This window comes from Pseudoleptotrichia goodfellowii (genome assembly GCF_007990505.1).
Taxonomy (GTDB): Bacteria; Fusobacteriota; Fusobacteriia; order Fusobacteriales; family Leptotrichiaceae; genus Pseudoleptotrichia; species Pseudoleptotrichia goodfellowii.
Window position 1 is genome coordinate 2,094,138 of the sequence record NZ_AP019822.1, and the last position, 19,192, is coordinate 2,113,329.

The 19,192-nt window shown below is 32.9% G+C and carries 17 protein-coding genes; all 17 read right to left on the minus strand.

Features of this window, described 5'->3' with window-relative positions; translation table 11 throughout:
• Nucleotides 1-82 precede the first annotated feature (82 nt).
• The 17 genes from adhE to FVE72_RS10235 all read right to left on the minus strand — a co-directional run bounded on the left by adhE (nt 83) and on the right by FVE72_RS10235 (nt 19,106).
• On the minus strand, nt 83-2,725 hold the full coding sequence (adhE, locus tag FVE72_RS10155; RefSeq protein WP_258454731.1) for a bifunctional acetaldehyde-CoA/alcohol dehydrogenase: 2,643 nt from the start codon (nt 2,723-2,725) through the stop codon (nt 83-85).
• Between the two features lie 137 nt (nt 2,726-2,862).
• A complete protein-coding gene (locus FVE72_RS10160; protein ID WP_026738237.1) occupies nt 2,863-3,288 on the minus strand; it encodes a flavodoxin domain-containing protein in 426 nt (141 codons plus the stop codon).
• Between the two features lie 18 nt (nt 3,289-3,306).
• Nucleotides 3,307-4,503: an acetate/propionate family kinase gene (locus FVE72_RS10165; RefSeq protein ID WP_006806884.1), complete on the minus strand. Its 1,197-nt coding sequence runs from the start codon at nt 4,501-4,503 to the stop codon at nt 3,307-3,309.
• A gap of 39 nt (nt 4,504-4,542) precedes the next feature.
• A complete protein-coding gene (pta, locus tag FVE72_RS10170; protein WP_026738238.1) occupies nt 4,543-5,550 on the minus strand; it encodes a phosphate acetyltransferase in 1,008 nt (335 codons plus the stop codon).
• A 30-nt stretch (nt 5,551-5,580) separates the two neighbouring features.
• Complete coding sequence (ftsY, locus tag FVE72_RS10175) at nt 5,581-6,645, minus strand: signal recognition particle-docking protein FtsY (RefSeq protein WP_026738239.1); 1,065 nt, start codon at nt 6,643-6,645, stop codon at nt 5,581-5,583.
• Nucleotides 6,635-7,375, minus strand: a complete 741-nt coding sequence (gene tsaB / locus FVE72_RS10180; RefSeq protein WP_026738240.1) for a tRNA (adenosine(37)-N6)-threonylcarbamoyltransferase complex dimerization subunit type 1 TsaB — start codon at nt 7,373-7,375, stop codon at nt 6,635-6,637. Before tsaB ends, ftsY begins: the two co-directional genes overlap by 11 nt.
• A complete protein-coding gene (tsaE, locus tag FVE72_RS10185; RefSeq protein ID WP_006806889.1) occupies nt 7,344-7,811 on the minus strand; it encodes a tRNA (adenosine(37)-N6)-threonylcarbamoyltransferase complex ATPase subunit type 1 TsaE in 468 nt (155 codons plus the stop codon). Before tsaE ends, tsaB begins: the two co-directional genes overlap by 32 nt.
• A gap of 23 nt (nt 7,812-7,834) precedes the next feature.
• Entirely contained in the window at nt 7,835-8,293 is a 459-nt protein-coding gene (rfaE2, locus tag FVE72_RS10190; RefSeq protein ID WP_408634693.1) for a D-glycero-beta-D-manno-heptose 1-phosphate adenylyltransferase, read from the minus strand.
• 198 nt (nt 8,294-8,491) lie between these two features.
• Nucleotides 8,492-10,648, minus strand: coding sequence for a heavy metal translocating P-type ATPase (locus FVE72_RS10195; RefSeq protein WP_026738242.1), 2,157 nt, complete (start codon nt 10,646-10,648; stop codon nt 8,492-8,494).
• Nucleotides 10,649-10,680: 32 nt separating this feature from the next.
• Nucleotides 10,681-11,043: an ArsR/SmtB family transcription factor gene (locus tag FVE72_RS10200; protein ID WP_026738243.1), complete on the minus strand. Its 363-nt coding sequence runs from the start codon at nt 11,041-11,043 to the stop codon at nt 10,681-10,683.
• A gap of 183 nt (nt 11,044-11,226) precedes the next feature.
• Nucleotides 11,227-11,685 (minus strand): MarR family winged helix-turn-helix transcriptional regulator, encoded by a 459-nt coding sequence (locus FVE72_RS10205; RefSeq protein ID WP_026738244.1) that lies wholly within the window; start codon nt 11,683-11,685, stop codon nt 11,227-11,229.
• A 106-nt stretch (nt 11,686-11,791) separates the two neighbouring features.
• On the minus strand, nt 11,792-12,859 hold the full coding sequence (locus FVE72_RS10210; protein ID WP_026738245.1) for an AI-2E family transporter: 1,068 nt from the start codon (nt 12,857-12,859) through the stop codon (nt 11,792-11,794).
• Nucleotides 12,860-12,885: 26 nt separating this feature from the next.
• A complete protein-coding gene (der, locus tag FVE72_RS10215) occupies nt 12,886-14,205 on the minus strand; it encodes a ribosome biogenesis GTPase Der (RefSeq protein WP_026738246.1) in 1,320 nt (439 codons plus the stop codon).
• Nucleotides 14,206-14,431: 226 nt separating this feature from the next.
• Entirely contained in the window at nt 14,432-14,956 is a 525-nt protein-coding gene (locus FVE72_RS10220) for a hypothetical protein (protein ID WP_026738247.1), read from the minus strand.
• A 15-nt stretch (nt 14,957-14,971) separates the two neighbouring features.
• Nucleotides 14,972-16,705 carry a hypothetical protein gene (locus tag FVE72_RS10225; protein WP_146966579.1) on the minus strand — a complete coding sequence of 578 codons (1,734 nt, stop codon included), beginning with the start codon at nt 16,703-16,705 and terminating at the stop codon, nt 14,972-14,974.
• Nucleotides 16,706-16,878: 173 nt separating this feature from the next.
• Complete coding sequence (locus FVE72_RS10230) at nt 16,879-17,370, minus strand: hypothetical protein (RefSeq protein ID WP_026738248.1); 492 nt, start codon at nt 17,368-17,370, stop codon at nt 16,879-16,881.
• A 2-nt stretch (nt 17,371-17,372) separates the two neighbouring features.
• Nucleotides 17,373-19,106, minus strand: coding sequence for a hypothetical protein (locus FVE72_RS10235; RefSeq protein ID WP_026738249.1), 1,734 nt, complete (start codon nt 19,104-19,106; stop codon nt 17,373-17,375).
• Nucleotides 19,107-19,192: the final 86 nt, after the last annotated feature.

Genomic DNA, 19,192 nt, shown 5'->3' on the forward strand with positions numbered 1-19,192 from the left:
TTTTGAATATACCACCTGTTTTGCCTTTTGTCAAATAATATAAGCTTTTCAAATACTCTATAAGATTTTCTTATAACAATTTTTATTTTTTATATTCTTTTCCGTAATATGCTTTCAAATAAATTTCTTTTAATTCGGAAATCAACGGATATCTCGGATTTGCAGGTGTACACTGATCATCAAAAGCATCAAGCGACATTTCATCTACCGCATCCAAAAAGTCTTTTTCAGGAATTCCGTACTCTTTTATACTCATCGGGATCCCTATTTTTTCTTTTAAATTATTAATATGCTTAATTAATTTATCAGTTTTTTCTTCTTTTGTTTTTCCTCCCAGTCCGAAAAAGTCAGCCATTGCTGCATATCTCTGCATAGCATCAGGATATCTGTATTGGGGAAACAATCCCATTTTTGTCGGTGCCTCTACAGAATTATATTTTATAACCTCATTTAAGAGCATAGCATTGGCAATACCGTGAGGCACATGGAATTTTCCGCCTAATTTATGAGCAAGTGAATGGCATATTCCTAAAAATGCATTTGCAAAAGCCATTCCTGCAAGACACGAAGCATTTGCCATTTTTTCTTTTGCTTTAATAGCTTCCTCTCCTTTTTCTACCGATTCCGGCAAATATTTGAATACAAGTCTTGCTGCTTCCAGAGAATAGGGTTTTGTATACTCTGTTGCCAATACTGAAACATAAGATTCTACAGCATGTGTCAATACGTCTATTCCCGAAGTGACGGTAAGTCCTTTAGGCATTGTAAGCATAAGTTCGGGATCGTTTATTGCCACATGGGGAGTAAGCTCATAATCTGCAAGAGGATATTTTATACCTGTAGAATCATCAGTAATTACAGAAAAAGGCGTTACTTCGGAGCCTGTTCCTGCAGACGTTGCCACTGCCACAAATTTAGCTTTCAGTCCCATTTTAGGAAATTCAAATATTCTTTTTCTTATGTCCATAAATCTCATTGCCAAATCTCTGAATCTTATTTCAGGATACTCATATAATACCCACATAATTTTAGCCGCATCCATTGCCGAACCTCCGCCTAACGCTATAATCACATCAGGATTATATTCAAGCATAGCTTTGGCTCCCGCTTGAGTCGAACTTAACGTAGGATCTTCATTTACTTCGGAGAAAATTCTGAAATCAATTCCTATTTCTTCCAAAACTCTCGTTACATGAGAAGTAAACCCTAATTCTGCCAAAGTTTTATCAGTTACTATAAAGGCTTTTTTATGCTCTCCTTTCAGTTCCTCAAGTGCTGTCGGCAATGAACCGTATTTAAAATATACTTTTTGAGGTACTTTAAACCACAACATATTTTCCCTTCTTTCAGCTATTGTTTTTACATTCAGCAAATGTTTCACTCCTACATTTTCAGACACCGAATTTCCTCCCCACGAACCGCAACCTAATGTCAACGAAGGCTCCAATTTAAAGTTAAACACGTCTCCTATCGCTCCTAATGAAGCAGGCATATTGATAAGCGTTCTTCCTGTTTTCATAGTTATTCCGAATTTATCTATTTTTTCTTTTTCTGCAAGATTTATGTAAAGTAAGGATGTATGTCCTAATCCTCCAAGTTCTACAAGCTTTTTCGCTTTATCCAGTGCATCTTCAAAATCTTCGGCTTTATACATGGCAAGTACAGGCGATAATTTTTCATGAGCAAAAGGTTCTTCTTCTCCTGTAGATTTAACTTCTCCTATAAGCACTCTCGCCTCTTCGGGAACTTTCACTCCTGCCAGTTTTGCAATTTTATAAGCACTTTGTCCGACTATATCTGCATTCAGATTTCCGTCTTTAAACATTATTTTTCTGACTTTTTCGATTTCATCTTTATTAAGAATGTAAGCTCCTCTTAATTCAAACTCTTTTCTGACTTTGTCATATATTGACTTATCTACGATTACAGACTGTTCCGATGCACAAATTACTCCGTTATCAAAAGTTTTTGAAAGCAATGTATAATTTACAGTCATTTTAATGTCGGCAGATTTATCAATTATTACAGGGGTATTTCCGGCTCCTACTCCTATGGCAGGTCTTCCTGAAGAATAAGCAGCCTTAACCATTCCCGGTCCTCCTGTTGCCAATATCAAGTCAGAATTAGCCATTAATTCTTTGGATAATTCCACATTCGGCTCGTCTATCCAGCCTATTATATTTTCAGGTGCACCGTATTTTATTGCAACTTTTAATGCTATTTTTGCAGTTTCTATCGTACTTTTTTTCGCTCTCGGATGAGGTGAAAGTATTATCGCATTTCTTGTTTTCAATGCTAAGAGTATTTTAAAAGCGGCAGTTGATGTAGGATTTGTTGTAGGTATTACTCCCGCTATTATTCCTATAGGTGTTGCTATTTTTTTAATTCCGTATGATTTATCTTCTTCAAGTACTCCGCATGTTTTTTCATCTTTATATCTGTTATAAATATACTCGGAGGCAAAGTGGTTTTTTATAACTTTATCTTCCAGTATTCCCATTCCTGTTTCTTCTACAGCAAGTTTAGCAAGAGTTATTCTCTCATCATTTATTTTCTGTGCTACTTTTCTGAATATCTTGTCTACTTTTTCCTGCTCAAATGTTGAAAATTCTTCCTGTGATTTTCGCACTTTTTCCATAAGTTCTTTTAAACTTTTCAAATCTTTTACCATTACTTTTTCCTCCTGTTTTTTATTTTGAAAATATTCTTGTGATTTTTTTAACAATTAAATTTTTTAAAAATACGGAATTTTCTTCCATGTTTAATTTATACTCCTTTTTACAAAAACTGTCAAGAGATTTTTTTCGTTTGCAATAAAAAAATTAGCGAGGACTTTCCATCCTCACTATTAACAACTTAAAATCACTGACTTACAACAGCTTTTCCATATTCTTTACAAGCCTCTATTTTTTCATCATCGTCAGGAGCAAGGTTTACCATACATCCTTTTCCTACGACAAATATTCCTTTTTTAGCCAAGTCGTCAATCCAAATACTGAGCCATTCTCCTCCGCCCCAGTCATAAGAACCGAAAATTCCGACTTTTCTTCCTTTCAGCTTATCTTTTACACTTTCTATATATTCCATTATTTCAGGTGCAACTTCTTCAGATCCTGTAGCAGGCGATCCGAAAGCTATAAAATCAGCATCTGCAGAACTTTCATCAGCAGCATCTACAGAAATCATTTCCGCTCCCACTCCGACACTTTTTGCTCCCTGTTCCAGATAAATGCACATTTGTTCTGTATTTCCGCTTGTACTGAAATAAATAATATTTAATTTCGCCATTTATTTTCTCCTAAAATCTTATTTTGTCAATCTGTAAGTATCTCTTGCTATTACAAGTTCTTCTGCAGTTTCTATTTTATATACTTTCACTTTTGAATCAGGAGTTGATAATTCTACATTCCCGGATATTCTTTCTTTATTTTTGGCATTGTCGAATTTCAATCCCAGATATCCCAATCCTTCGCATATAGTTTCTCTAGGATCTGCTCCGTTTTCTCCTATTCCTCCTGTAAAGGCGATAGCATCTACTCCGTCCATAGCAGCTGCATAAGCACCTATATATAATTTTACTCTGTAGCAGAACATATCATAAGCCAGTTTTGCTCTTTCATCTCCTGCTTCCATTCCTTCTTCCAAATCTCTGAAATCTGAGCTTTTTCCGTAAACTCCTAAAATTCCGGATTTTTTATTCATTCTTGTATCGATTTCTTTTAAAGAAAGTCCTCTTTTTTCCATTACATAAAATGCTGCAGCAGGATCAGTATCCCCTGTTCTTGTTCCCATCATAATTCCGGCAAGAGGAGTCATTCCCATAGAAGTATCCACTACTTTTCCGTTTTTTACTGCGGATATACTTGCACCGTTTCCTAAGTGACAAACAATTATTTTAGCGTCTTTTTTTCCAAGCAATTCCGCTACAGTTTCACTTACGTATTTGTGTGAAGTCCCGTGAAATCCATATTTTCTCACTTTCAATTCTTTATAATCTTCATACGGCAAAGCATACATATATGCTTCAGGTTTCATAGATTGATGAAATGCAGTATCAAATACCACTACATTTTTCTTATCCGGAAGTAATTTTCTCATTACTTTTATTCCCATTATGTTCGCAGGATTGTGTAAAGGAGCAAGTGCTGCAACTTCTTCAAGATTTTTTATTACCTGGTCGTCCACAACTACCGAATCATCGTAATATTCTCCTCCGTGAACGACTCTGTGTCCTATTGCGTCTATTTCATCTACACCCGATATAACTCCGTTTTCTTTATCCTGAAGTGTTTTCAGTACCAAATCTATTGCTACCGAGTGATCTTCCATAGGAACCTGCTGTTTATCTATTTTAGTTCCTTTTACCAAATTTTTATAAGTGAAAATAGGGTCTGCTATACCTATTCTTTCACAAATTCCCTTGGCTAATGTCTTTTCGTTCGTCATATCAACCAATTCAAACTTTAATGACGAACTTCCGCTGTTTATTACTAGTACTTTCATTTTTCCTCCTCTAAATTTATGTAATTGTTTTTTTATAAACTATTTTTGATCGGATTCTACCGCTGTTATTGCTACCACTTCGACAATATCGTCTACACTGCATCCTCTTGACAGATCATGTACCGGACTTGCCAATCCCTGAATTAAAGGCCCCAATGCTTTTGCTCCTGCCAGTCTTTGAGTTAATTTGTATCCTATATTTCCTGAGTTCAAATCAGGGAATATAAGAACATTTGCATGTCCTGCAACTTTTGAGCCGGGTGCTTTTGATTTTGCGACTTCAGGAACGATAGCCGCATCCAGTTGAAGCTCTCCGTCAAACTCGAAGTCCACATTTCTTTCTTTTAAAATTTCTATCGCCTCTCTTACTTTTGTAACAGACTCTCCATCGGCACTCCCTTTTGTAGAAAATGAAAGAAACGCTACTTTAGGTTCTTTTATCCCTGCAGTAAATCTTGCTTTTTCAGCACTTGATACTGCTATATCTGCCAGTTGCAAGGCTGTCGGATTCGGTATAACTCCTCCGTCGGCATATATAAATACACCGTTATCTCCGTATTCAGGAGTTTTTGTTATCATAACAAAGGAACTTGATACTGTTTTCAATCCTGCTTTAGGTCCTATTACCAAAATTGCTGCCCTTAATACATGAGCTGTAGGTGAATTGGATCCTGCAACCATTCCGTCAACTCTTCCCTGACTTACGAGCATCGCTCCGAAAAATCTCGGATCCGACAATAATGTCGCTTTTGCAGTTTCAAAAGTCATTCCTTTTTTTTCTCTTCTTTTTCTTAAAAGTTCAGCCATATCGTCTATTGTTGCACAGTTTTGAGGATCGTATATAATCGCTCCTTCAATTGAAACTCCAAGTTTTGCAGCCTCTTCTTTTAATTTCTGTTCATTTCCTACCAAAGCCACTTTGGCAATGCCTTCAGCTATGATTTTTTCAGCCGCTCTGAGGACTCTTTCGTCTTCTGTTTCAGGTAAAATAACTGTTTTACCCAATTTTTTAGCTTTTTCTTTTAAACTTGCTACTAAATCAGCCACTAAAATTCACTCCATTTCTATATTCTTTATTTATTCAAACATTGCTTCGACAAATTCTTTAATATTGAATTTTCTCAAATCGTTTATACCTTCTCCTACCCCTATAAATTTTATAGGTTTTTTCAATTCTTCGGAAATCGGAAAAATAATTCCTCCTTTAGCAGTTCCATCAAATTTTGTGAGTATAATACCTGATAAATCCACAATTTCATTAAATACTTTTGCCTGTTCAAGTCCGTTCTGTCCTGTTGTACCGTCTATGACAAGAAGTGTTTCAAATTTTTCCTGTCCCGACTGTTGTCTTATTATTTTATTTATTTTTTCAAGTTCGTTCATCAAATCCCTTTTATTGTGAAGTCTTCCTGCAGTATCGATTATCGCCACATCAAAACCTCTGTTTTTCGCGGTACTTACCGTATCGAAAATAACTGCTGACGGATCGCTTCCGTGAGACTGTTTCACAACTTCGGCTCCTGTTCTCTTACCCCATTCCTCTATCTGCTCAATAGCCGCAGCTCTGAATGTATCTCCTGCACCGATTATTACTTTTTTCCCTTCATTTATAAGTTTATTGGCTATTTTCCCGATAGATGTTGTTTTTCCGACACCGTTTACTCCCACAACAAGAATGATATTCAGCTGTCCGTCTTTCAAGTCCAAATCAATATTATCATGGAGAGTATTGTTTGAAATAAATTTTTCCTTTAATATTTCTTTCAGTTCATCATAAACTTCTTCGGACGTTTTCAGTTTCTTTTTAGCTACTCTTTTTTCAAGCTCTTCAACCAGTTGCATAGTCATATTCATTCCTATATCCGACTGTATAAGAACTTCTTCAAGCTCTTCGTATAAATCGTCATCTATGGTTTTCCCTAAAAGCATCTGTTTCAGTTTCCCGAAAAACCCCTTTTTAGGTGCAGCCAATCTGTCTTTCAAAGGTTTTACTTCTGCTTCTTTTTCCTCAATTTCCTTTTTTTCAATATCTTCATTATTTTCGATTATTTCTTGTTTTTGTATATTTTCGTGAATTTCCTGTTCGGAATTTTCATGTTCTTTTTCTTTTTTTCCGAATTTGAATAAATTCTTAAGAGCCATTATTTCCCCTTTCTTTTTTATCTCTTTCAGCCTGAGATTTTTCAAGATAATCAGGCTTTAAATTAAATATATCTGTTTTTACAAGTTTTCCGTTTAAAAGCATTTGTGCAAATGTTGAAGAATTTATCTTCATATTTTTATCTTCGGAAAACTGTACTTTATCTTTTAAATTTTCTGTTATTTTTTCTTTGTAGTTAAAAGCTCCGTCTCCTGTAATATATATTTTTTCATTTTCTTCGAGGGATATACTTTCTATTACATTATCGAGTTTACTTACTCTGTCATCCTTATCTTTTTTCAGATATCCGAAACTTTCAGCAGTGTACACTGAATAATATATTTTTTCTTTTCCCGAATCAATCATAGAATATATTTTCATACCGGAACATTTTTCTCCTGAAGTGCTTTGGGCAGAGTAATAAATTTGATAAGCCAAAGCATCCAGTTCATTCACTTCATAAATATTTACGTTTCTTCCGTAAAAAAGTCCTTTTACAACAGAAATGGCTATTCTTACTCCTGTAAAAGAACCCGGTCCTGTAGAAATGACAACATTATCAATATCACTCAACTTTTTTCCTGTCCATTCGAACAATTTATCTATCTGATCGATAATCCCTGTAGAATGAGTTTTTGCTACTTCAACTCTTATTTCTCCTATTATTTTAGTGCCGTCATGCAGTGAAAGGGACACAATTTTAGTTGTTGTTGTTATGGAAAATATCAGCATATTCTTTTTCTCCGTTTTTCAATTTGTATATGGATACTTTTCTTGTGTTTTCATCATTATGTTCTATCTCAATATAAACAGTATCTTCGGGCATTTCATCGGAAATATTGTTTGCCCACTCGACTATTATGACAGAGCCGTCTTCTCCCACATAGTCTTCAAAACCTATTTCGTATATTTCTTCGGGATTTATTATTCTGTAAGCATCAAAATGATACACATTTACACTTCCCGAAGTATATCCGATAACATAAGTAAATGTGGGACTTTTTATATTTTCTTCGATTCCGTAATATTTACATATCTTTTTTGTAAAAGTGGTTTTTCCCGCTCCCAAATCTCCTATAAGTCCGATACATCCGCCTTTTTTCATATTCTCGGCAACTTTTACAGCCAATCTGTCAATTTCATCAAATGTCAATATTTGCGATTTCATATTTTTATTTATAAACTCCCGATTTAACTTTTATTTGAATAAACATCTATTATTTTATTTATAATATCCGTTGTGGAAAAGCTGTCTACAAAACTCAGTATTTTAACTTCTCCTCCATTTTTCTCGACAATTTTTGTTTCGGGAAGATCTTCTTTTTTATAATCTCCACCTTTTACATGAATATCGGGCTTTAACAGATCGAGCAATTTTTCCGGCGTTTTTTCATCAAAAATCACTGTATAATCTACGAATTTCAGTCCCGAAAGCATTTCCGCCCTGTTTTTTTCACTATTTATAGGTCTTTTATCTCCTTTATTTACTTTTACCGAAGCATCACTATTTACACCTACTATGAGAACATCTCCCAAATTACGTGCTTCTTCGAGATAAGTCAAATGTCCTATATGCAAAATATCAAATACTCCGTTAGTAAAAACTGTTTTCTTACCGCCTTTTTTCAATTCTTCTATTTTTTTTTTCATCTCTTCCCGAGTCAACAGATTTTTTTTAAATTCTCCCTTTATTTTGGACATTTTCATCTCCGTTTTTCATTTTAAATTTTTATCTTAATATAAATTATAACACATTTTTTTAATAATGGTATATTTTTTTTAAATAAAAATCCTCTTTCAAGCACAGACCTTATTTTCTCTACTTTTCAGAGGATTATAATTATATAATCATACTTTCATTCTTATAACTCTTGCAGCATTTAAAATAGCTAACAATGCCACACCGACATCGGCAAATATTGCTGCCCAAATAGTGGCAAATCCCATAACTCCCAATACAAGCGTTATGATTTTAACTCCCAGTGCAAGGGCTATATTCTGCCAAACTATTTTTCTTGTTTTTTTTGCAATTTTTATTGCGGTTACTATTTTAGAAGGCTCATCATTCATAATAACTACATCTGCGGCTTCTATTGCGGCATCAGAACCGACTCCTCCCATCGCTACTCCTATATCGGCTCTTGCAAGAACCGGAGCATCGTTTATTCCGTCTCCTACGAATAATATTTTACCGTTACTTTTTCTTTCTTCAAAAATTTCTTCTATTTTTTCCACTTTATCACTCGGAAGAAGTTCAGTATAAGCCTTATCTATATTAAGTTTTTCTGCAATGCTTTCTCCTATAGCTTTTGAATCTCCTGTAAGCATTACAGTCTGTTTAACTCCTACTTTTTTCATATCTTCTATTGCCCTTTGAGAATCTTCTTTAATCTCATCGGATATTAATAGGTTTCCTGCATATTTACCGTCAACAGCAATATAAACAACTGTTCCAGTTTGAGGATTATTTTCTATATTAATGTTTTCAAGATTCATTAATTTTATATTTCCTGCGATTACAGTTTTTCCGTTTACTTCAGTTTTAATTCCGTATCCCGAAATCTCTTCATAATTTTTGATTAAAGACTTATCTATTTGTAAACTGTTTTTTTGGTACTCTTTTATAACAGACTCGGCAATAGGGTGCGTAGAAAAGCTTTCCGCATAAGCCGCATATTGTAATAATTCCTCTTTTGTAATATTATTTTCGGGATTTATTTGTGTAACTTTAAATACTCCTTTTGTAAGAGTTCCTGTTTTATCCATTACTACAGTTTCGACATTGTTTAATGCTTCGAGATAATTCCCTCCTTTTATAAGAATCCCGTGTCTGGAAGCTCCTCCTATCCCTCCGAAAAATCCTAAAGGTATGGATATAACTAATGCACAAGGACATGAAAGCACTAAGAATACCAATGCTTTATAAAGCCATTCATAAAAGGTCGTTTCTTTTAATACTAACGGCGGAACTATTGCCATAAGAACCGCAATACCTACAACTGTAGGAGTATAGTATCTCGCAAATTTTGTAATAAAGTTTTCCGTTTTGGATTTTTTACCGTTTGCATTTTCTACCAAATCCAATATTTTGGAAACAGTAGACTCTGAAAATAATTTAGTTACTTTTATTGTTACAAGCCCTGTTTTGTTCACAGAACCGCTTAACACTTCTTCCCCACGGTTTTTACTCACAGGTAAAGACTCTCCCGTTAAAGCCGAAGTGTTAAAAGTAGAACTTCCTTCTGTAATTATTCCGTCTAAAGGTACTTTTTCTCCCGGTTTCACAACTATAAAATCATTTATTTTTACTTCTTCGGGAGAAACTTTTGTTATATTGTTTCTTATTTTTAAATTAGCATAGTCGGGTCTTATATTCATTAAAGAAGCTATAGATTTTCTGGATTTATTTACTGCCATGCTTTGAAACAGTTCTCCTACCTGATAGAAAAACATAACCGCTACCGCTTCATGATATTCTCCTATTGCAAATGCACCTATTGTCGCCACAGCCATTAAAAAGTTTTCGTCAAAAATCTGACCTTTCAGTATATTTTTAAAAGCCGTTGTCAGTACATGTCCACCGATTATAATATAACTTATAAGGAAAAGTATAATTTTCCCGAAAGACATCATGTCAGGATTCATATATGACGAAAAAAGATTCAGATAACTTGCAGAAAAATAGAATATTCCGCCGATTATAAGTGTTTTTATCATCTTTCCGACTTCTCCCGAATGATGATGAGAATGATCGTGTACATGATCATGGTCATGTTTTGCAGGTAAAAATATTTTTACTCCTTCTTCTATGGAATCGGCAATTTTTTGAACTGCATTCACTAAGACAGAGCCGTTTTTTTCTTCGGCAGTTAAAAATATTTTTTCTCCGACCAAATCAATACGTGCTTCTTTAACATTCTGCATTTCGTTTAATTTTTTTTCGATTTTTGCTGCACAATTTGCACAGTGTAATCCTTTTACATTCAAAATTATCCGTTGACTCATTTTTCTATCCTTTCTGAAAACGTTTTATCCGACTATTTTTTTTCAGTTATGTGATTCAAACCTTGTTCGACTATTTCTTTAACATGTTCATCATCCAGTGAATAATAAACTACTTTACCGCTTTTTCTGTATTTTACCAGTCTTCCCTGTTTTAATACTCTCAACTGATGAGATATCGCCGATTGTGTCATGTCAAACAGTGAAGCTATATCGCATACACACATTTCAGAATGAAAAAGTGCACTTAATATTTTTATTCTTGTACTGTCTCCCAATAATTTGAAGAAATCTCCAAGTTCATACAAAACTTCTTCTTCAGGGATTTTTGTTTTTATCTCTTCAACAACTTCTTTATGTATTATTGTGCTTTCGCACGCAGGTAATTTCTTTTCCATTTTTTCTCCTTATATTCACAGTTTTTTGTCAACACATGAATAACCGTTCATATGTTTTATTATATTACTTTTTTATTTCTTTGTCAATAGTCTTCGGATAATTTTTTATATATAAAAAAGGTAGCACGAATATCTTTAAATATTTGTTTTACCCCTTTTTAACAAATTAATATTTTTATGTTTTTATAAATATTTTTGATTTTCTTCCAATATATCTGTAAGTTCTCTTATTTGTTTCAGCATTTCTCCCAAATACTCTTTATCACCCGCCATTCTTTCTATTTTACCAAACATATTTTCCCATGATTTGTATATTTCAGGCATTGCTTCGAGTCCGCTTTCCGTTATTTTGGTAAAAGACTGCTTTCCCGACTTTATCCTCTCGACATAACCTTTCAATACCAGTTTATCTACAAATCTGGTAACTGTCGAAGGAGCTATTGTCAATGCTTCTGATATTTTATTTACAGACAGCCCGTCCTTCTCTTCTTCAAGTAATACCATAAGAAAAGCATGTGTAGGACATATGCCCATCCTGCCGAAAGATTCTTCGGCTACTTTGTTTACAACTCTGAACAGCCTTGATATGGTGAAATATAGACAATTATTTATCTGCATTTCACCTTTACTGCAATTTTTCATATTCAGTCACTTCCTTTTTGTCTTTTCTCTTATCGGATTTCCCGACATTCTATTTAAAATTTTTATAACCTTTTCGTACAAATGCTAACATACTGCTTTAATTTTGTCAATTTTCTTTATTAATTTCAGGTTTTTCAAAATAAAAAGTTATTCCCAATTTCAAAACTATATATACCGGAATAGCAATAAATGCTCCGCCTATGCCGAATAACGCTCCGCCTATCAACACAACAAGAAGAGTTGTAATAGGATGAATGTCTACAGATTTACTTGTAAGCCACGGTTTTATTATATTTGCTTCTATAGTCTGCAATATTGTTATCAATACGATAATTATTACAACCAGTTTAAAGGATTTTGTAGCGGCATAAAATATTACCGGAATAAGCCCTATAAAAGGCCCTATGAAAGGTATTACATTTCCTGCACCTATTATCATTGAAAACAGTGAACTGTACTCCATTTTCAGAAAGAAAAATATTACGTAAGAGCATATTCCTACGATAAGACTGTCCAAAACAGTTACTTTTATATATTTTCCGATCGCATCGTCCATCTGTTTTATTAGCGGTATCCATTCTTCTCTGTCAAATTTTCTCAACAGGTTTTTTATTCCTTCATCTATATTGTCATAGCTGAATATAAGCATTATTGTAAAAATCGGTGTCATAAACAGAAAACTGAATGTTCCTGTCAAAAGTGAGACACTGGAATTTAAAACTTTTAAAAAATTCGTAAATATGACTTCTTTGGAATTTATTATGGAATCTCTGATGTTTATATTATTTTGTGCCATAAAAGAAATCAGATTTTTCTGAAGATTTTCCTGATTTTTTATAAAAAACTCTATAAGGCTTGACAGTTGTGCCGCTACTAACGGTATGAATGCAAGTATTACGTATATAAAAAATATAAAAAATATTAATAAAACCAACGATATAGCTACTTTTCTGTTTATTTTCAAATTTTCGTTCAACATATCTATAAAAGGCATAAGTGAATACACTATGACAAAAGACAGAATAAAAGGAAACAGTGTTCCCGTTATTATTTGAACAGATTTTTCAAAATACACGTATACTTTAAAAAACAGAAGTACCGTAAGCAGTCCCAATACTGTTACAGTAAGGATATTCCTCCATTTCTTAAATTTTTCTTCATCATAAAAATCCATATTTTTTTATATCTCCTTTTCTAATTCTAATAATTTTCATTTTTCTTATTAAACACTATGCTTATCGGACAGCCCTCAAATCCGAAATATTCTCTCAATTTATTTTCTATATATCTTTGATAAGAAAAATGTATTAAGTCCGGATTATTTGAGAAAAATACAAATTTAGGCGGTGCCTGTCCTATCTGCGTTCCGTAATTTATTTTTACCGCTCGGCCTTTTCTTGTAGGAACAGGATTTTGTGCTATCATTTCCGCTAAAATCTGATTTAATAATCCTGTTGTTATTTTTTTATGATATTCTTCATTTATAAATTTAGCCTGTTCCAGTATTGACACAGTTCTTTTCCCTGTGAGTGCCGACATTGTAATAATCGGTGCATAATCCAGAAACGGCAAATCCGCTTTTACAAGTTCGGTAAAATGTTTTACGCTGTTATTGTCTTTTTCTATAAGATCCCATTTATTTACGGCTATTATGATAGGTTTCTTTTCTTCATATATAAGTCCTGCCACTCTTTTATCCTGATCCGTCAAAAGCTCTGTAGCATCAAGCATAAGAACACATACATTGGCTCTTTTTATGGATTTTACAGCTCTCAAAACACTGTAATATTCGATAGAGTCTTCTATTTTCGACTTTCTTCTTATTCCTGCAGTATCTATCAATGTATAAGTTTCTCCGTCATATTTCAGAGCCGAGTCTATAGCATCTCTTGTTGTTCCTGCTATATCACTTACGATAGATCTTTCTTCATTTAAAAGTTTATTTATAAGAGAGGATTTTCCTGCATTAGGTCTCCCCAATATCGCAATACAAAGCCCTTCTTCAGTCTGCTTTTCTTTTTTATTGTCAAATTTTGCTATTACAGCATCGAGCAAATCTCCCAAGTTGATTTTATGCTCTCCTGAAATTCCTATAACTTCTTCAAATCCCAAAGCATAAAATTCAAGAATATTGTCCTGTTCTCTCATATAATTATCTATTTTATTTACTGCTACAACTACTTTTTTGTCCTTTTTTCTCAATATATTTGCTATATCTTCGTCAAGTCCTGTAATTCCCGCTTTACCGTCAACCAGAAATATTACTACATCCGCTTCATCTATGGCAACCTGTGCCTGTTCTTTTATTTTTCTCATCATAAAATCATCGGTTTTAGGCTCAAGCCCTCCCGTATCGACAAGTATAAAATTTTTTCCCGACCATTCTGTTTCACGATAAAGTCTGTCCCTTGTAACTCCGGGCTCATCTTTTACTATGGATAATCTGTCCCCTACCAGTTTATTAAATAATGTGGATTTTCCTACGTTAGGTCTTCCCACTATTGCTACTACCTGTTTCATTTTTCCTCCTTATTTATCAATGAAGCACGTTCTTCTTAATGAAATATTCTTAATTTATATAATAATCTGTTTTAAACATTGAAAATAATTAAATTTTTTAAGATAATAATTATTTCTTATGTTCTATTATACATTTTAATCTGTTTTTTTACAAGAGGAGAAATTTTTCAAATAAAAGAGCCGAGCTTTAAGTTCGACTTTTTTATTTAAGTTATTTTTTATTCTATTATTTAAAGATAGTGTATCTGATTACAAAGAGTATAATAAAAATTCTGCCATAACATAAGGAAATATTAAACAATAAAATATCTCGGGATTTAGTTTTAAAATAAGCCCATAATAAAACAATAAAACTTAATATGAAATATATTGATACAAAATACAGCATTGACATATTTCCAAATTTATCTCCAAGTCCGTATACAGAATTTATAGCAGTTGTTTTGTCAGCAACTCCCCATAAATAATAACAATAAGTATTTTCTACTAAGAAATAAAAAGGATAAATCTTATAATAATATACATCTTCTTCATCACATAAATTTCTTTTTTTATTAATAATATTAGAAATCAAATGAGCTATATAACCTATAAACAAATACAAAAACAGATATTTTTCTTCTTTTATATATATTTTCCTATAAAAATTAATAGTTGCTCTGGTAAATTCCACTAATATATGACCAAATCCTAAAAGAATAGGAACTTCTTTAAAAACTCTATCTAATATTTTATTTAAAATTTTTTTCATTTAATACCTCTTCCATTAATGACTTGTAATTTCTTCTATATCTGTATACTGTATTCTAAGGTTAGGAACTTTTAATTTTAGACTTCTTGGCTTAAAATACACATCCGGATTTTTTGTTTTTTCGTATTCTTTATATAATTTTATTCTTTCTTTTGATTCAGAAACATCTTTTATCATATGCGAACCATTAGATAAAGAACTATTTACTATTCCAACATCTCTCATTGTCAAATTACTTTTATTTTTAATATTTTTAAATAAATATTTATCTTCTGAAAAACGAAAATCAGAAACTTCTTTTCTAGTTTTTTCTATATAGGCAACTCCTATTAAAATATTTTTTTTCTTGAGTTCATCTCCTATTTCAGGCTCTTTAATCTCTTTACTATTTTGATATGCATTATCAAATACTCCTCCACTTACACTAGTAATCACAAATTTTAAAACTTTATGACCGCCCGAAAGTAATTTTCCTAAACCATCTGTAGCATACGAAGCAGCGACTCCTACAAGTGATCCTTCTATAAAATCTAAATCTTTTGCTAAGGCTTTATTTTCTCTTAAAATTTCTGCACCATCTTTTTCAGTTATATTATACATTTTTGCTAATTTATTAATATCTTCATTAGCTCTTTCTTTTAAAGTTGTTTGAGCATATTTATAATAGACTGTATTTTCTAAACGTTCTATATTTCCTAAAAAATCCCCCACATGTTCACCAAAATCAGCTTTGCTGTAATCTTTTCCGTCTGGCTTTGTCTGTATCGGTATATTTCCTTCCTCATACGTCTTGTTAAAGAAGTCATTCGTTGCTCTTCCCGTACTTTCCAACCCTTTTTCTTCCGAACCTTCTGGTACTTTTCTTTGTCTTCCTTCTACTTTTCCTATTACATGACTGCCTTCTTCTGTTATCGTTCCGATTAACCCTGCTCTGTCTTGGTTTTCTTTTGCTTCTGTGTTTATTTTTATCGTATGTTTTCCGTCTTTTCCTACATATGCTGTTCCTGCCTTTATATTTCCTTTCTCATCTATCAGTTGCGGTGCTTTGTCCGGTGTCGTAAATATAATATTTACATCATATCCTAAATCCTTATACGTATCTTTTAATGTCTTTGATATATCTTCCTGAGTCGTTGATTTTCTTAATCTTTCTCCCCCTATATTTTCTATCGTTCTTTGGAGTCTTCCTTCACTTAACTGTCCTAAGAAGTTTCTGTTATCGTCTCCTCTGTCATTTAATGATTCTTTTATTGCTCTTCCTATATCTTTTATCTCATCTTTTGCTTTTCCTATATCTTCTTTAAGTTTTGAAGGATTTGTTGCATAATCTATTGTCTGTCCTTCTATATACACATTTGTACTGCTGTGGTCATCTCTTGTTGTTTCATTAGCTTTGCTTCTGTCTCTGTTTATAGGGCTTCCTGTTGTACTTCCTATTTCTACATTTCCTATTACTGTATGTCGTGTTATGCCTTCTTTTCTATGGCTTTCATTGTTTACACCTACTCCATTGACTTTTGCTCCGCCTTTTCCAAAGTCCACTCCTATTGAGCCGCCTGTTGTCGTTAGATTATCGTGATTGTATAAGTCTGTTCCTTTGTATTCATTTATCTTTAGCTTTCCGTTTCCTTCTACTCCTATTATTCCTGCCGTATTTTCCACTTTCCCTATTGTAAGGTTACTTCCTTCTCCTAAGATAAATGTTGTCTGATTATCTACATAGGCTCTGCTTCCGTTTGGGAAGTTCATGAGGGCTCATTGCCGCCCTCATACTCCCGCTACCCGCGACCTTCGCTCCTTTCAGTCGGCTTCGGTAATGCGGGTTTACATTATGTTTTCTTACACATTCTGAGTCACACATTCACTATTTATAATATTAATGTTTATATATTTTTATTTTTACTTTAACTAATTATTATTTTTTAAATATTCGGAACCCAAAAGTAAAAACCTTTCTTATCAAAACTTATACTTGTTTCTCTTATTGCCTTATAAATTTCTTCTGTATCAGTATTTTTTATAAGAATTTCAAAAACAAATCCTTTTTGCATATATCCTGTAGCGATTTCATATTTTTCATTATTTTTTCCTAATATTCTTAAAAGTTCTTCCTCCATTTCATACTCTTTTAAAGTACTATTTGTGAATTTCATTTCATGAATATTTTTATTTATATTCATTGTTCCTATAATTTTTCCATTAAAATATAGATTTATTTTTTTAAGAATTAAATTTTCCGGAAAATTATTTGATTCAAAACAGACATTTTCAAGAGATGTATAAATTTCTATATTAGGCACATTACCTTCAAACCTACCAGACGAAATATTATAATGATTTCTATCTGTATGTCTTACACATGCCTTTAAAAATAACAGAATTATAATTATAACTATAACTATTAATTTTTTCATTTTTATTTACCTCCTGAGATTCTATTGATTCTATTTTTTATTCTATTTCTTTCTTTCTCTATTTTAAACTTTAAATCTTCATCATATTCAATTAATTCTTTATATCCTATATACTCTATTTTCCGATTTTTCGACCATTCTTTTAATTCTTTATAATTAGTTGAGACAATTGTTCCTAATACAAAAATATCAATCCTTTCGCCAAATGTAGACTTATCATTTATTCCTGTACCAAATCTTATCCAATTATATACGTCAATACCATGCATTCCTTTATCAATACTTATACCTCCACCTTTAAGAACATATGTATAATAATTAAAAGTTCCTATATTTACAGGATCTTTAATAATTTTTGTTAATTTATTATTAAGAACAACTTCTTTTCCTGTCTCATATTCAATAAACTTCTTATTAGGTTCATCTCCTATGTATATCTTACCTCCTTTAATATTATGAAAAACGGATTCTTTTTCATCAGCTGCTTCAAATTTTCCTTTTTTGAATTCTTCTATAGTTTTTACTGAATTTAACGACTGATAATAATAGTTTATTTTTTCTCTATATACCATATCAACTATTCTTCCACTATTGTATTTTTTCCAATCAATCGAATATTTCTTACCATATGTTTCTTGAAAAGATTGTTGTACTTTTTCCTGTTTTAGCTTAGTGTCAAACCAAATCGCACTGGCATTAAATACACTAACAATTTTTTTATCCCCCGTAACTTCACTATTAGGATCAAACTTAGCATATTCAAAGTCATATGGATTTACTTTCTTGTCACTCTTTCCTTTTGTTCTGTCTTCTATTTCCTTATACGCTATCTCTCCTGCTGCCGTTCCTTTTTCCTGTCCTTCTCCATTAGGTTTCGTTCTTCCTCTGTCAAACTCGTCTCTTATCCCCCACTCTCTTCCTATTCCTGCTCTTATCTCGTCTTCATTCGCATTCTCATTTATATAGATTTTTCCTGTTACCTTATCATAAAAGTAATTTATCTCCTGTCCCTGTTCTCTTACCTGAGCTATTCTGTCTTTTATCTTTTCAGGTAAGTTAGGATCATCTGGATTAAATCTTCCTCCTATCCCAAGTCGTTTCTGTACTTCAGGGTCACTTAAATCTCCTTCTGCTATTAACTTCATATCTGGAGCTGTCTTTACCCTTATAATATTTTCCTTTATCTCTTCATATCTTCTCTTTTCTGATTGTGATATGTCGCTGTTATCATCTCCTCTTAGGATATTGTCTATTTTCTTTAAGGCTCCTTCTACCGTTGCACTTCCTTCAAGTACTGCTATCCCTACATCTTCTTTAAACTTTGCAGGATGTAATGCATAATCTATAGTCTGACTTTCTACATATACATTTGTACTGCTATGGTCATCTCTTGTTGTTTCATTGGCTTTACTTCTGTCTCTATTTATAGGGCTTCCTGTTGCACTTCCTATTTCCACATTTCCTATTACTGTATGTCTTGTTATGCCTTCTTTTCTGTGGTTTTCATTACTTATTCCTGCTCCGCTTGTTCCTATTGAACCGCCTGTTGTTGTCAGATTGTCATGATTGTATAAGTCTTTTCCTTTGTATTCATTTATCTTTAGCTTTCCGTTTCCTTCTACTCCTATTATTCCTGCTGTGTTTTCCACTTTCCCTATTGTAAGGTTACTTCCTTCTCCCAAGATAAATGTTGTCTGATTATCTACATAGGCTCTGCTGCCGTTTGGGAAATTCATGAGGGCTCATTGCCGCCCTCATACTCCCGCTACCCGCCTTCTCCGCTCCTTTCAGTCGACTCCGAAAATTTGGGATTATATTTGAT